Origin of the sequence: Rudaea sp., from assembly GCF_047601565.1 — a bacterium.
GTDB lineage: Bacteria > Pseudomonadota > Gammaproteobacteria > Xanthomonadales > Rhodanobacteraceae > Rudaea.
Genome location: NZ_JASGIY010000001.1, coordinates 1,107,471 through 1,121,715, shown reverse-complemented (window position 1 = coordinate 1,121,715; position 14,245 = coordinate 1,107,471). Strand labels below are relative to the sequence as shown.

Genomic DNA, 14,245 nt, shown 5'->3' with positions numbered 1-14,245 from the left:
TGAGGACGGAGCTTCCGGAAATGAACAGCGATCGCAGCGACGCAGCCGAGCATTGGTTCCAGCGCATGCACGCCGCCGACTGCACGCCCGCCGAACGCGCGGCGTTCGAGCAATGGCGCGCCGAATATCCCGGCCATGCGGACGCCTATGCGCGCACGGAACATCTCTACCACCGCGCGGCCGAACTGCGCTTCGATCCGCAATGGCGCGCCATGGCGCGCGCCGCGCGCCAGCGCACCGCACGCCGCGCGCGCGTGCGGCACGGGCTTCTCTGGGGCCTGCCGCTCGCGGCGATGCTCGTGCTGGCGCTCGGCGCCGGCTGGTTCGCCTGGGACCCGAAGGAACCGCCGCAGCACTACGCCACCGCGGTCGGCGAACGGCGCACGCTGACGTTGGCGGACGGTTCCAGCGTCGTGCTCGACACCGATTCCGCGCTCGCGGTGAACTACAGCCGTTCGCAGCGCCGCCTGATCCTGGAGCGGGGGCGCGCGCAGTTCTCCGTCCAACCGCAACCGCAAAGGCCGTTCATCGTCAGCGTCGACCAGGGCAGCGTGCGCGCCGTGGGCACCGAGTTCCAGATCAGCCGGCGCGCCGCGAACGTGCAGGTCATCCTTCTCAAAGGCGTCGTCACCGTCAGCGCCCCGGCCGAAACCGCGGCCGGCCAGGAACGCACCGCGACGCTTGCCGCCGGCGAACAACTGAACTTCGACGCCGGCCCGCTGTGGGCGAAGAAGACCGCCGACGTCGATGCGGCGAAAGGATGGACCCACGGCGAACTCAAGTTCGACCGCCGTCCTCTCGCGGACGTGGTCGAGGAAATGAACCGCTACTCCGCGGTGAAGATCCGTCTCGGCGATCCCACTCTCAAGGACCTGCCGGTCAGCGGCGCGTTCTACGACAACGACCAGAATTCCCTTGTCCAGGCGCTGCAGCTCGGCTGGTCGCTGCGCGCCGACCGCACCTCGCCGACGGAAATCACGCTGCGCCGCCGCGACTGATGGAATCCCCGGAGTTCCGGACACAAAAACGACATAGGGCAAATCGTGCGCGCCGACGTTTTAGAGGGGTCGGCGTCGTCGGGTGCGCTCAGCACCGGATCGAGAACGTCGGATCACTCACCAAACTAGGGGTCTGACATGGGCAAAGCAGTGTGGACTGCGGTGGTATGCACGATCTTGCTGTTATGCGGCGCAACGGCGCTTCCCGATATCGCCGCCGCGCAGGCGGGCGCGCAAGCGCAGCCGTTCAACATTCCCGCGGGCGATCTCAACGGCGCCCTGCGCGCCTTCTCCGAACAAAGCCACGTGCAGTTGATCTATCCGACCGAACTGGCGGACGGCAAGAAAAGCAAAGGTCTGTCGGGCAGCTACACCTCCGCGGAAGCATTGCGCCGGCTCCTGAGCGGCAGCGGGCTCGAATCGGAAACCGTGAACGACAAAACCGTTGTCCTGAAGAAAAGCGAATCGCCAACTCCGGTTAAGTCCGCCGCTCCCGCGAAGCCGTCCGAATCTACTTCGCAGCAGGAAGCGCCGGCCAAGTTGGAGGATGTCGTTGTCACGGGCACGCATACCTTGCGCGCGCCGTACACCTGCAGGTTCTCGGCGTAGACGCGCCGGATCGCCTGACACAGGTCGTCGTCACGACGCGCCCGCGCCGAACGTCGATCCGGATGGCGACGTTCCCGCGCGTGGCGGCGGTACGTCGACGGAGCGATCGGCAGCACGCGGCAGATCGGCTCGACTCCATGGATGGCTCGGTGATCGTCGATGAACGCGATCATGGCTTGAACCGGCGGTCGAGCTCCGCCTGGGCAAAATACGCCGACGCCTTGCGCAAGATCTCGTTCGCTTGGCGCAGTTCGCGAATCTCTCGCTCCTGCGCCTTGAGCCGATCACGCTCGGACGTGCTCAACCCCTCGCGCCGGCCTTCATCGACCTGCGCCTGCCGCACCCAGCGCCGCAACGTCTCCGACGTGCAGCCCAGCTTGCCGGCCACCGAGGCGATCGTCGCCCATTCCGAGCCGTATTCGGCTTGGTGCTCGCGCACCATCCGCACCGCTCGCTCTCTCACTTCCGCAGAATACTTCGTGTTTGTCATTGCTCCATCCTCTCAAGAGTGGGAGCCTCCGACAAACCCGGGGCGGTTCATGGTTCAGACTCCTAATCAACTTGTAGCGCTTGGCGGCAAGGTCGAGGTCGGCTTTGGACGTCTTCCGTGAAACCCTGATCCAGAGTTGTCCTTCCCGTAGCTGTAATCAGGCTGCCTTGGATTCGATGATTCGTTCGACCTTGGCATGGAAGCGGCGTTGTGCGTGCCAGAGGTCGTAACTTGTTTGCATCCGCACCCATAGACCGGGCGACGTACCCAAAGCTTTGGACAAGCGCAAGTCCATATCGACGCTTACGCCCGCCGTGCCGTTGAGTATGCGCGACAGCGCGGCACGGGTGATGCCCAGACGCTCGGCGGCTTCGGTTATGGTAATGCCCGTCAGCCATTCGCGTAGTGCCTCGCCGGGGTGTGGCGGGTTGTGCATGGTTGCCATGATGGTTGTCTCTAGTGGTAGTCCTGATAATCGACGAGTACGGCGTCGCAATTCGCGCCATTCGGGTCACATCCCTTTATCAAAATCGAATTGCTTTTGGTGGCTCGAATCATTCGAAGATCGCCGTATCGTGGTCGATGTGGACTAGCGTGGCCTCTTTCGGTGCTGGATCCGCCACGCTGATGAACGATTTGGAGCCCTTCCAGTTCTGCGGGTATAGCGCCAGACAACGTCCGAGTTTTGTGCGTGCGGAAGGGTAGAGCACTCCGTGGAAGCCGGCGCCGTTCACGAGGCGCCCGAAGATTTGTGAGTTTGATGGCAGATCGAAGTGGATCGGCAGTGTGTTCCATTGCTTCATCAGCAATTGAGTGCGCAGGGCCGTGGCCGAGGCCACCTTGAATGGCGGCGCACGCTTGAGCGAACGCGCGATCTTGAGCACGCGCTCCGGCATCTTGAACTTCGCTATCACTTTCGCCACCGCACTCAGTGTTTCGACGTTGCCGATATCGACATATAGTTCGAGGAATCCTTTCACGCGTACGAAGTTGAAGGAACTCGGTTTGCGCAGAACCAGTTCGTCCGCGGTCAGCCCGTCGCGCTTTTCGTCGTCTCGGATCGAATATTTCTCGGCGTAGGCAGTGGGGTAATTTTCACCGATGTAGAGTGCGGGGAACGGTGTGAACGAAGTCGCATCGAGCCGCCGTCCAATATTGAATCTTCCTCCCTCGGTTGAAACGCTGCCGGCGACGGACAGAGGGGATAGGGAATGGCGGTAGTCGACGATGCGGCCCCAGTCTATGATTTCCAGGTTACGGCTTGCGGTAGTATGCAGCGCATCGCGAAGCTCATCCGCGTGGCGGATACGTTGGACTTCGAACCCGTAGTACAGTTCCGCGTAAAGATCGCGATACAGATCCCATCCATGCCGCCATTGTTGAAGGCCGAGGTCGGAGAATCGCTCCACTTCCGCGAGCGATGGAGAATGAGGTAGCCCGGCAGCGGCCTGCCGGCTAGTGGGCGGAGGCTGCCTGCTTCGTCTGCGATGCCCCATGCACGACCTGCACTTTGACCTCGGGATCGCCCATGCCATTTTCGCGACGGGCGTCCATGACGATCTGCCTCAGTTTTTCCATCCGTCCATAGCGGAGCATGTCGCGGGGGGACAATTCCCCCAACATGGGGTTCTTGGTTTTGAACCACAGCGCGGTCTTGTGCGCGTCGCCGCCGAAAAAGTCTGCCACGAGGCCGCAGATGATGGCTATCTGCTCCATGTGCTTCTTCAAAATCGTCGGGATATGCTCATCGTAGCGGACGTCGCGCACGGGGATATTGGCGATCTTGGAGAAGTCCGCCTTGTCGAGATCGAGGAAGTCGGCGACTTTTTCGGACTTGAGCGTTTCGTTGGCCCAGAAGCCGAGTTGGTTGTGAGGGATGTTATCGAAGAGTTCGAGGGACATGTCCTGCGCCGTTCAGGTATGCCAAGTGACTGTACCACAAATGGTAGCGCATCTCCTTGAATTCAAGCGGATTTGCCTGCCGCTCGTGTTCTGCATGCCTTTCGAGTTCGGGGGCTGTGGGAGCAGCCGTCGTTCCTGATGCTTCTGGCGGAATCCAGTAACTTGGCTCTTGCCGTTCGTGCGATGAGAAACGTAAGGTACTGGATTACAGGTTGCATGCGCAGTTTTTCGGCATCCTGCCTTCGCAGTTCACTTTCGCGGGAATGGTGAGCTGAGGATGGGCGCGAATCAGGTCCGTAATTAAGCCGGTATGTGAAGTTATCCACAGATTGTATACACATGCCGTGAACCCGGGTAGGATTGCCAACAGTATTGCGAACGGCTGCCGTTGCGTGTTGGTGTCGCAGCACAGAGGAGGAGATGTATGCCTATGTCTGCAATCGTTGGCGTCTCGAAAGACGCAACGCCACAAGTGAAGTTCGTGCTTCCCGTGAGCTACAAGCACGATGGCGACTGGATCATCGCTACGTGCGATGCCCTGGATGTGGTCAGTCAAGGCAAGTCGCAGAAAGAAGCCCATGCCGCCATTGTCGAGGCGGTATCGCTGTTTCTGGAAACCTGCTACGAGATGGGCACGCTTGGCGAAGTTCTGCGTCAGCTAGGATTCCACCAGATGCAACCGCAAAGCAGCCATTCCGGCGAATCGCATGAAGTGATCGAGGTTCCGATGGAGCTTGTAGCCAATGTCCAGAATGGTCGCCATAAGTCATACGCTGCTTGCTAAGATTTTCATTGCGGATGGTTGGGTATACAAGCGAACCAAGGGTGACCATGATGTATACACGAAGGACGGTTTCATTCGTCCGGTCGTGATCCCGCGTTATGAAGAAGTTGGAGTAGACATCATCACGGCAAACATGCGCACTGCCAAAATGAGTCGAGAACGCTATTTCGAACTTCTAAGATCGTGCAAATAGAAGAAGCCCCGCTTCGGCGGGGCTTTTCATTTCGAAGCATCCCTCCAGTTCGCCCTCCGCTAGTCATTACGCGACTATTCGGCGCTCCGGTTTCATCGAAGCGCACGCCGCTTCAGCGCGCCCAGGTGTGCGAAGTCTTGCTCGACGGCTGGAATTCCTCGATGCGGTGGTTGCCCGTGTCGACGAGCAGGATGCGGTCGCTCGACGCGACCGCGATTCCGGCGGGCTCGCGCAGCGGGTAGCAGATCGGGTCGGTACAAGTATACTTTCCGCCGTCGAAGTCGCTGACGGTCTTTGGGCCGAGATCGAGCGTGCGGACGCGATTGTTGTAGGTGTCGGCGACGAGCACGCGGGCGCCGTCTGCGGCCACGCCGAGCGGGTGTTGCAGGCGCGCGAGATCGAAGCGGCCGTCGGTGTGGCCGAAATCGAACAGGCCCGCGCCGACCAGGGTGGCGGTGCGGTCCTTGTCGTCCAGCCGGATCGCGCGGATCGCGCGAGCAACGCAGGCAGGCGAAGATCGATGCGTTGCGAATCCGATGACCAACGTCAACCGCCTGAATCTGAACAAATATTGAATTCAATGACTTAGCGATTACAAGCTAAGGTATTGCATTAGCTATGTCGGTTAAGTATATTCTGTCGCGCGCGTTTGATCGCGCTCGACGAATACGGCGATTACCAAACGACCAGCTTCACACAACGCCCCGATTGCCGTAGGAACACCGCAAACAACAAGAAACGGTTCCCACTGGCGAAAGGCCAGTACTCTGCCGGACGACTTCGAGTCGTCCGTTTTTTTATGGTCTACTTGCGCATTCGTCCTTGAATGCAGAAATCGAGAAGCGGCGCTCCGTGGCCGCACTTCTCGACAAAATCCCCTTCTTCCGCACTACCTTTCCAGCTCGGCTTCCTTGCCAATCGTTTCGCGGCTCACTACAGTCGCGCGTCCATCCTGACTCGGGGAATGTCATGTCCATCGTGCTCAAACGCATCGCGCTGCTGCTTGCGTTCGCCGCTGCCGTCGCCGCCTGCGGCAAGAAGGAAGAAACCGCCACGACCGCTGTCCCCGCACCGGCCGCCGCGCCGACGGTGGCGCCCGATGCGGCGGTGCTCGCCGCCGTGCGCGCGGCGCGCGGCAACGATCTCAATGCACTGCTCGCCGCCGCGCTGCCTGCCTCCGAGTTCGCCAAGATCAAGGGCGATTGGACGAAGAAGATGAACGAGGAACCGGTCACCGACGAGGATCGCAAGAAATTCGCCGACCAGATGGCCCAGCTCACTGCGCCGGGCGCGGAAGACAAACTCTTCGCCGAGGCCCAGCCGCAGCTCAAGAAGCTCGAGGCGCAGGCCGCGCAGATTCCGATGATGATCGCGATGGGCCAGGGCTTCCTGCAAAGCGCGATCCAGCAGAACCAGGACTTGACCGACGAGCAGAAGAAACAGTCCTCGGCGCTGGTCGATGCCGCGGCGAAATGGGCACAGGGCGTGAAATTCACCGATCCCGCACTGGCCAAGGCGGCGATTGCGGCGGTGAGCAAGACCGCGCGCGACCTCAACCTGAAATCGCTCGACGAAGTGCGCGCGCTCGGCTACGAGCAGGGCATGGCCAAGGCCGGCATCGCGCTGGCCGGCTTCAAGCAGATCGTCGGCGTGTACGGCCTCAAGATCGACGACTGGCTCGATTCGGTCAAGGCCGAAACGGTGAGCACGACCGGCGACGCGGCCAAGGTCAAGGTCAGCTACACCGCCTTCGACCAGCCGTTCACGACCGAAACCGACCTCGTCAAGGTCGACGGCAAATGGGTCGGCAAGCAGGCCGTGGAGAAGTGGCAGAAGGAACAGGCCGCCGAAGCGGCCGCGGCGAATCCGCAAGCCAAGCCCGAGACGGCGCCGCCGGCCAAGCCGTAACCCGCGGCAACGTGCGCGACGTCGCCTGCGGGCGCCGTCGCCGTTTGCGCGGCGCAGAACGTGCGCAGCGCCCGCGCTTGCGTACAATCCCGCCATGAACGACTCCCCGGCCCCGTTCCCGCCGGCCGCATCCGGACCGCAGGCGCCCTGGTGGCTGCGCGCGCTCGGCGCGCTGGCCGAGCCGTGGCTCAAGATCCGGCGCGATCCGGCCGACCCGTGCGCAAGCCTCGCCGCGGACGTGCCGGTTTGCTACGTGATCGAGCGCTACGGTTTGTCCGACACGCTGGTGCTCGAGCAGGCCTGCCGCGAAGCCGGGTTGCCCGAGCCGCTGCGCCCGTTCGACATTGCCGGTCTAACCAAACAGCGCGCGATGTTCGCGCTGTCGCGGCGCGACGGTTGGTGGTTCCAGAAGCCGCGCTCGAAAACGCACTCGGCAACGCTTGCGCAACTCCTCGACACGGTGCGCACGCACGCCGACGTCGACGTGCAGCTCATGCCCGTGGCCATCTTCGTCGGTCGCGCGCCGGAGCGCGAATCGGGCTGGTTCCGCGCACTGTTCGAGGAGAACTGGGGCGTGGTCGGCCGCTTCCGACGCCTGCTCGCGCTGTTGCTCAACGGGCGCAGCACGATCGTGCATTTCGCCGCACCCGTGTCGCTGCGCGCGGTGATTGCGGGCGAACGCGATGCGCAGAACACGCTGCGCAAGGTGTCGCGCGTACTGCGCGTGCATTTCCAGCGCCAGCGCGCGGTCGTCGTCGGTCCCGACTTGTCGCATCGGCGCACGCTGATCCAGGCCGTGATGAATGCCGCGCCCGTGCAGGCCGCGATCTCAACGGCAGCGAGCAAGGACAACATCGACAGGGACACGGCCGCGGCGAAAGCGCGCGCGATGGCCTGGGAGATCGCCGCCGACCAGTCGCATCCGTTCGTGCGCTCGGCTTCCAGCATGTTGACCGGGTTGTGGGACAAGATCTACTCCGGCGTGCGCATGCACCACTTCGACAAGCTGCGCGCGATCGCGCCGGGCCACGAAGTCGTCTACGTGCCGTGCCACCGCAGCCATATCGACTACCTGTTGTTGTCGTACCTGCTCTACCGCAACGGCATCGCGCCGCCGCACATCGCGGCGGGCGTGAATCTCAACCTGCCGATCCTCGGTTCGATCCTGCGCCGCGGCGGCGCGTTCTTCATGCGCCGCAGCTTCAGCGATCCGCTGTACTCGACCGTGTTTCGCGAATACATGAGCCAGCTGTTCGCGCGCGGCGTGTCGATCGAATATTTCGTCGAAGGCGGCCGTTCGCGCACCGGACGCACGCTCACGCCGCGCGGCGGCCTGCTGTCGATGACGCTGCGCAGCTTCCTGCGCGAGTCGCAGCGCCCGGTCGTGTTCCAGCCGGTCTACATCGGCTACGAGCGCGTCATGGAGGGCGATTCGTACGTCGGCGAGCTGTCGGGCAAGCCGAAGGAAAAGGAAAACTGGTTCGCGTTGATCCGCGCCCTGCGCAAGTTGCGCGAGAATTACGGCGAGGTCGCGGTCAATTTCGGCGAGCCGATCTTCCTCACGCCACTGCTCGACGGCGTCGACGCCAACTGGCGCGAGGCGATCGCCGATCCCGACGCGAAGCCGGCCTGGCTCAAACCCGCGGTCGACACGCTCGCCGAGCGCGTCGCCGTCAACATCAACCGCGCGGTCGACGTCAATCCGATCAACCTGCTCGCGCTCGTGCTGCTGGCGACGCCGAAGCACGCGATGGCCGAGGCCGACCTCATCGCGCAGATCGACCTGACCCGCGACCTGATCACCGCGCTGCCCTATTCCGACCGCCTCACGATCACGAACCTGTCCGCCGCCGAGATCGTCGCTCACGGCGAGAAGATGGCGGCGATCGTGCGCATCGCGCATCCGCTCGGCGACGTGCTCGCGAGCGAGGGCAAGGCCGCGGTGCTGCTTTCGTACTTCCGCAACAACGTGCTGCATGTCGTCGCGGCGGCGGCGTGGATCGCGTGCTGCTTCCTCAACAACCGCGGCATGAAGCGCGAGCAGGTCCGACGCCTCGGCCGCGTCGTCTACCCGTTCGTGCGGGCCGAGCTGTTCCTGCCGTGGAGCGAGGACGAATTCAACTCGCGCGCGGATCGGACCATCGACTTCTTCGTCGCGCGCGGCCTACTGATAACAGACGACCGAAGGGAGTCGCTGCAGCGCGAATCGGGGCAGGGCGACGGCGCGTTCCGGTTGCGCGTGATCGCGCAGAGCCTGCTGCAGACGATCGAGCGCTACTACATCGCGATCGCCGCGCTCGTGCGCAACGGACCGAACACCCTGACTGCGGGCGAGCTCGAGAACCTGTGCACGCTGACCGCACAGCGCCTGTCGCTGCTGCAGGAGCTCAACGCGCCGGAATTCTTCGACAAGTCCCTGTTCCGCGGTTTCATCCAGAAGCTGCGCGAACGCCGCGTGATCTGGCCCGACGCCGAAGGCAAGCTCGAATTCCACGCCGACCTCGAAAGCATCGTGCGCGACGCCAAGCTCATCCTCAGCCGCGAGATCCGCCACGGCATCCTCAAACTGACGCCCGAGCGGCGCAACGCGCTCGCCTCGTCGGACGACGAGGCGAAAGCGAACGAATAACCAGTTACGTCTCATTCCGGCAGTTGCTGCCGGAATGACCATCATTGTCGTTGGTTTTCGGTTTGTCAGGCGTCGAGATCCGGAATCAGCTTCGATTCCAGATAGGAAATCATGTCCTTCAGGCGCAGCTTGCGCACCTTCATGCGCTTGAGGCGCAGTTCGTCGGTGCGCGGGCTCGCGGCCAGCGCGGCGATCGCGGCATCGAGGTCGCGATGCTCGACGCGCAGTTCGACGAGCTGGCGGGCGATTTCGGAAGGGTCTTGCGGCTGCACGGGAACATCCATTCGCGGGGCCGGATTAGTGTAGCGCGGGCGCAAGGCTGTAATCTTGCCGTCGTCGTCCCATCGGGGAGCTTCCATGTACGGTTTGGTCGAAACGCGCCGCGCCGCAAAGGCGATTCCGCTGACGGCGGTAACCAAGGCGACTCTGCGCGCCGTCGCCGCCAAACTCGGCAAGAGTGCGGCGAGTTGGATCGCCGCGAGCGGTTTCGACGCCGCGCCCGGAACGTTCTGCCTGTTGCCCGATGCGCAGGGCAAGGCGAAGCGTGTGCTCGCCGGCGTCGCCGCGGCCAACGATCTTTACGCGTTGGCCGGCCTTCCGCTCAAGTTGCCCGAGGGCAGTTATCGGCTCGACGGTGGCGGGGTGGCGCTCGATGCCGAACGCGCCGCACTCGGCTGGGGCCTGGGCGCGTATCAATTCACGCGGTATCGCAAAGCAGTACGCATCCCGGCCCGGCTCGCGGTCGACGGCGCCGTGCTGCGTGCGGTCGAGAGCCGCCTTGCCGCCTCTGGCCGCGTGCGCGATCTCGTCAACACGCCGACCGAAGATCTGGGGCCGGCCGAGCTCGCCGCCGAAGTGAAATCGCTGGCCGCGGCACACGACGCCGAATATCGCGAATGGGTCGGCGACGAGTTGCTCGAGCACAACTTCCCGACGATCCACGCGGTCGGTCGCGCAAGCCATCGCGCGCCTCGCCTCGCCGAGTTGCGTGCGGGGGAAGCGAAGTACCCGCACGTGGCCATCGTCGGCAAAGGCGTCTGCTTCGACACGGGCGGCCTCGATCTCAAGCCGGCCGACGGCATGCGCTGGATGAAGAAGGACATGGGCGGCGCCGCGCATGCGATCGCGCTGGCCGATCTCGTGTTGCGCGCGAAGCTGCCGGTGCGCTTGACGCTGCTGATTCCCGCCGTCGAGAACGCCGTGTCGGGCAATGCCTACCGGCCGGGCGAAGTGATCCGCACGCGTTCCGGGCTGACCGTCGAGATCGACAACACCGACGCCGAAGGCCGCCTCGTGCTCTGCGATGCGTTGGCCTATGCGAGCGAGTCGAAACCCGACCTGATCGTCGATTTCGCCACGCTGACCGGCGCGGCGCGCGTGGCCCTCGGCCCCGACCTGCCGGCGCTGTTCGGCAATCGCGAGGACCTCGCCCAGGCCGCGGTGGCTGCGGGCCGGCGCGAACAGGATCCGCTCTGGCACATGCCATTGTGGGCGCCGTACCGCGCGATGCTCGAGTCGCGCGTTGCCGACCTCGCCAATGCGGGCGGCTCCAGGCACGCCGGTGCGATCACCGCGGCGTTGTATCTCGAGCGCTTCGTGCCGCAGACGATTCCGTGGCTGCACCTCGATACCTATGCCTGGAACGACGCCGACAAACCCGGTCGACCCGCTGGCGGCGAGGCGCTCGGTCTGCGCGCGATCTTCGCGCTGCTGGAACAGCGCTATCGCGGGTGAATTGAATCGCGCGGGTTACAATACGTGCTTCAAAAATAGCTCTTTGCTCGTCATTCCCGCGAAGGCGAGAATCCAGTGCCTTTTGCTCTTCTCATAGGGCAAAGGCCAAGGCGCTGGATTCCAGCCAGAAGCACGCGGGAATGACGAGCCGAGCTACAAGGTGCTCTCGCTTTCCGACATCCGAACCCGCTGCATGAACGCCCTTCCCCTTCCCGTCTCGCCACGGGCCGACCGCATCGATGCCAACAAGCTCGCCAAGCGCCTGCGTCGCCAGGTCGGGCAGGCGATCGCCGACTACAACATGATCGAGGACGGCGACCGCGTCATGGTCTGCCTGTCCGGCGGCAAGGACTCGTACACGCTGCTCGACGTGTTGCGTCAATTGCAGGCGAAGGCGCCGGTGCGCTTCGAGCTCGTTGCCGTGCATCTCGACCAGAAGCAGCCCGGCTACGATCCGGCGATCCTGCCGAACTACCTGCGTTCGATCGAGCAGCCGTTCGAGATTCTCGAACAGGACACCTACAGCGTCGTGCAGCGCGTGATCCCGGAAGGCAAGACGATGTGCGGCCTGTGCTCGCGTCTGCGCCGCGGCGCGCTGTACGCGCACGCGGAACGCGCCGGCTTCACCAAGATCGCGCTCGGTCATCATCGCGACGACATGGTCGAGACGCTGTTTCTCAACATGTTCTACCACTCGCGCCTCAAGGCGATGCCGCCGAAGCTGTTGTCGGGCGACGGCAAGCACGTGCTGATCCGCCCGCTCGCCTATTGCAAGGAAGCCGACATTGCCGAGTATGCCGAACGATGCGCGTTCCCGATCATGCCGTGCAACCTCTGCGGTTCGCAGGAAACGCTGCAGCGCAAGGCGATCAAGGCGATGCTGCACGAGTGGGAGCGCAAGACGCCGGGCCGCACCGAAAACGTGTTCCGTTCGATGACCTCGATCGCGCCGTCGCAGCTCGCCGACCGCGAACTGTTCGACTTCGCCTCGCTCGGCGCGCGTTCGCCGACCCCGCCGCCGAGTACGGCCGACTGGCTGCTCGGCGATGGCGTCGAGGCGGCTCAAGTGGTGTGAGCAGCTCACTCGTCATTTCAGCGAAAGCTGGAATCCAGCCTTTCGGCATCAGTAATACGCACAGAGCTGGATCCCGGCTTTCGTTGGGACGACGGACCCTTTTCAAGTTTTGGAAATAATCCCCATGTGGTTTCGCAACCTGACCCTGTTCCGCTTTTCACCCGCCGTCGCCAAATCGCTCAAATCGCTCGACGACGATCTCGCCGAAAAACGCTTGCGCCCGTGCGGACCGATCGAGCTGGCCACGCGCGGTTTCATATCGCCGTTCGGCCGCAACGAGGACGCATTGACGCATCGGGTCGGCGAATTCGCCCTGTTGACTCTCGGCGGCGAGGACAAACTTCTGCCATCGTCGGTGATAAACGAGGAATTAGCTGTACGTTTGCAGAAGATCGCCGAAAAAACTGGTAGAAAACCCGGTGGGCGTGAACGAAAGCGGCTCAAGGAAGAGGTGTTGACCGATCTATTGCCGCGCGCTTTCATACGCCTGTCAAAGCGGAATGCTTATCTGGACAGTCAGGACGGCTGGTTCGTTGTCGATACCGCGAGCAAGAAAGCCGCCGAAGAGGCCGTCACGCAATTGCGCGAGGCGCTCGGCAGCTTCCCGGCCGTGCCGATGGCCGCCGAGGAGTCGCCGCGTGCGCTGATGACGGACTGGCTGGCCAACGGCAAGCTGCCCGCCGGTCTGGCGCTCGGCGACGAATGCGAGCTGCGCGATCCGGTCGAATCCGGCGCGATCGTCCGCTGCCGACGCCAGGAGCTTGAAACGGACGAAGTGCGGGAGCATCTCAAGAGCGGGAAGCAGGTGTTCGCGCTGGGGCTGACGTTCGAGGACCGGTTGAGTTTTTCCCTCGGCGAAGACCTCGTGGTGCGCAAGTTGCGTTTCCTCGACGTAGTTCAGGACGAACTCGGCGAAGGCGACAGGGGCGGGACTGATGAAAATCAGGCCGCCGCCGAACTCGACGCGGTCTTCGCGCTGATGTCTCTGGAATTGAGACGGTTGTTTGCAAAATTCGAGGAATGGTTCGGGTTGCCCCGGCCTTCCGACAAAAAGTAAGCCATCCGGTTACGCGACGCCGAGGCAATCATGAGGTTCGTCTGTATGACCTTGGCAGAGCAAAACAATTATCTCGAACTCGCGACCGACGACGGCGACACGATCAAGGTGTTGCGCGCCGCGCATCCGCGCGCACGCCGCCTGCGCCTGACCGTCACCTCGGGCGGCGCGCGCGTCTCCTATCCGCCGTCGACGCATCCGGCGCAGGTGTTCGCCTTCCTGCGCAAGCACGCGGACTGGCTCGAACGCAAGCTCGACGAACTGCAGATCGAGGACGCGCCGCCGCCGATCGAGCCGGGCCGGCCGACGCTGATTCCGCTGCGCGGCGAGACCAAGCGTCTGGTCTGGCGCGACGGCGCGTTCCCGCACATTCAACTCGACGGCGACGACCGTCTCGTGCTCACGCTGCCGAAGCCGCACAACAAGCGCACGCTGAGCGCGGCGCGTTCGCTGCTGCACTCGTTCCTGCAGGCGCAGATCCGGCGCGACGTCTCGCGCCTGCTTGCGCGCTACGTGCCCGAACTCGGCCGCGCGCCGAGCGGCGTGCGCGTGAAGCCGCTGAAGAGCCTGTGGGGCAGCCTCGACACGCGCGATTCGGTCACGCTCGATCTCGCCCTCGCCCTCGCCCCGCCGGAAGCCTTGAAGTACGTCGTCATCCACGAGCTCTGCCACCTGCGTTACCGCGACCACTCGCCGCGCTTCTGGACGCTGGTCGGGTTGCTCTATCCCGACTGGAAAGAGCAACGCGATTGGCTCAAGGCGCGCGGGCATGCGTTGAAAGCCGAATTGTCGAGATTGATCGAAGCGGCGTAATCGCCGCTCGTGGAGTAAAGCGCGTTCGTAGTCCGTGCGGCGGACCATGCCCG

15 protein-coding genes, 1 pseudogene and 1 other annotated feature are annotated in these 14,245 nt (G+C 63.5%); of the genes and pseudogenes, 10 read left to right on the top strand and 6 right to left on the bottom strand.

Going from position 1 to position 14,245, the window contains the following annotated elements; genetic code table 11:
* Nucleotides 1-20: 20 nt before the first annotated feature.
* Together QM741_RS04825 and QM741_RS04820 are read left to right on the top strand one after the other, a co-directional pair.
* Nucleotides 21-998 (top strand): FecR family protein, encoded by a 978-nt coding sequence (locus QM741_RS04825; protein ID WP_415206599.1) that lies wholly within the window; start codon nucleotides 21-23, stop codon nucleotides 996-998.
* A 138-nt stretch (nucleotides 999-1,136) separates the two neighbouring features.
* The gene (locus QM741_RS04820) at nucleotides 1,137-1,607 is read left to right on the top strand and encodes an STN domain-containing protein (protein WP_415206598.1); all 471 of its coding nucleotides are present in this window, start codon (nucleotides 1,137-1,139) and stop codon (nucleotides 1,605-1,607) included.
* Here QM741_RS04820 and QM741_RS04815 read toward each other — a convergent pair.
* The 4 genes and pseudogenes from QM741_RS04815 to QM741_RS04800 form a co-directional block, all read right to left on the bottom strand.
* Nucleotides 1,568-2,097 (bottom strand): annotated as a pseudogene (locus tag QM741_RS04815) (transposase); the annotation flags it as partial. The gene QM741_RS04820 and the pseudogene QM741_RS04815 overlap by 40 nt on opposite strands.
* Nucleotides 1,706-1,822 (bottom strand) — a sequence feature (AL1L pseudoknot). (Overlaps the previous pseudogene by 117 nt.)
* Nucleotides 2,098-2,254: 157 nt before the next feature.
* On the bottom strand, nucleotides 2,255-2,593 hold the full coding sequence (locus QM741_RS04810) for a HigA family addiction module antitoxin (RefSeq protein ID WP_415206597.1): 339 nt from the start codon (nucleotides 2,591-2,593) through the stop codon (nucleotides 2,255-2,257).
* A 58-nt stretch (nucleotides 2,594-2,651) separates the two neighbouring features.
* Nucleotides 2,652-3,506, bottom strand: a complete 855-nt coding sequence (locus QM741_RS04805) for an RES domain-containing protein (RefSeq protein ID WP_415206596.1) — start codon at nucleotides 3,504-3,506, stop codon at nucleotides 2,652-2,654.
* A 46-nt stretch (nucleotides 3,507-3,552) separates the two neighbouring features.
* A complete protein-coding gene (locus tag QM741_RS04800) occupies nucleotides 3,553-3,999 on the bottom strand; it encodes a hypothetical protein (RefSeq protein WP_415206595.1) in 447 nt (148 codons plus the stop codon).
* 430 nt (nucleotides 4,000-4,429) lie between these two features.
* Here QM741_RS04800 and QM741_RS04795 point away from each other — a divergent pair, with 430 nt between their 5' ends.
* Both QM741_RS04795 and QM741_RS04790 read left to right on the top strand, forming a co-directional pair.
* Nucleotides 4,430-4,783: a type II toxin-antitoxin system HicB family antitoxin gene (locus tag QM741_RS04795; RefSeq protein WP_415206594.1), complete on the top strand. Its 354-nt coding sequence runs from the start codon at nucleotides 4,430-4,432 to the stop codon at nucleotides 4,781-4,783.
* Nucleotides 4,743-4,976 (top strand): type II toxin-antitoxin system HicA family toxin, encoded by a 234-nt coding sequence (locus QM741_RS04790; protein WP_415206593.1) that lies wholly within the window; start codon nucleotides 4,743-4,745, stop codon nucleotides 4,974-4,976. Before QM741_RS04795 ends, QM741_RS04790 begins: the two co-directional genes overlap by 41 nt.
* Before the next feature lie 112 nt (nucleotides 4,977-5,088).
* Here the strand turns inward: QM741_RS04790 and QM741_RS04785 are convergent, their stop codons facing one another.
* A complete protein-coding gene (locus tag QM741_RS04785; protein WP_415206592.1) occupies nucleotides 5,089-5,520 on the bottom strand; it encodes a hypothetical protein in 432 nt (143 codons plus the stop codon).
* A 425-nt stretch (nucleotides 5,521-5,945) separates the two neighbouring features.
* Here QM741_RS04785 and QM741_RS04780 point away from each other — a divergent pair, with 425 nt between their 5' ends.
* A complete protein-coding gene (locus QM741_RS04780; protein ID WP_415206591.1) occupies nucleotides 5,946-6,884 on the top strand; it encodes a hypothetical protein in 939 nt (312 codons plus the stop codon).
* A 94-nt stretch (nucleotides 6,885-6,978) separates the two neighbouring features.
* Complete coding sequence (gene plsB, locus QM741_RS04775) at nucleotides 6,979-9,513, top strand: glycerol-3-phosphate 1-O-acyltransferase PlsB (RefSeq protein ID WP_415206590.1); 2,535 nt, start codon at nucleotides 6,979-6,981, stop codon at nucleotides 9,511-9,513.
* 65 nt (nucleotides 9,514-9,578) lie between these two features.
* On the opposite strand, the gene QM741_RS04770 is transcribed toward plsB, so the two are convergent.
* On the bottom strand, nucleotides 9,579-9,785 hold the full coding sequence (locus QM741_RS04770; protein WP_415209077.1) for a YdcH family protein: 207 nt from the start codon (nucleotides 9,783-9,785) through the stop codon (nucleotides 9,579-9,581).
* Nucleotides 9,786-9,870: 85 nt separating this feature from the next.
* On the opposite strand from QM741_RS04770, the gene QM741_RS04765 reads away from it, so the two are divergent.
* The 4 genes from QM741_RS04765 (at nucleotide 9,871) to QM741_RS04750 (ending at nucleotide 14,192) form a co-directional block, all read left to right on the top strand.
* Nucleotides 9,871-11,247: a leucyl aminopeptidase family protein gene (locus QM741_RS04765; RefSeq protein WP_415206589.1), complete on the top strand. Its 1,377-nt coding sequence runs from the start codon at nucleotides 9,871-9,873 to the stop codon at nucleotides 11,245-11,247.
* A 193-nt stretch (nucleotides 11,248-11,440) separates the two neighbouring features.
* On the top strand, nucleotides 11,441-12,322 hold the full coding sequence (gene ttcA / locus QM741_RS04760; protein WP_415206588.1) for a tRNA 2-thiocytidine(32) synthetase TtcA: 882 nt from the start codon (nucleotides 11,441-11,443) through the stop codon (nucleotides 12,320-12,322).
* A 124-nt stretch (nucleotides 12,323-12,446) separates the two neighbouring features.
* Nucleotides 12,447-13,379, top strand: coding sequence for a recombination-associated protein RdgC (locus tag QM741_RS04755; RefSeq protein ID WP_415206587.1), 933 nt, complete (start codon nucleotides 12,447-12,449; stop codon nucleotides 13,377-13,379).
* A gap of 45 nt (nucleotides 13,380-13,424) precedes the next feature.
* The gene (locus tag QM741_RS04750; protein ID WP_415206586.1) at nucleotides 13,425-14,192 is read left to right on the top strand and encodes a M48 family metallopeptidase; all 768 of its coding nucleotides are present in this window, start codon (nucleotides 13,425-13,427) and stop codon (nucleotides 14,190-14,192) included.
* Nucleotides 14,193-14,245 lie beyond the last annotated feature (53 nt).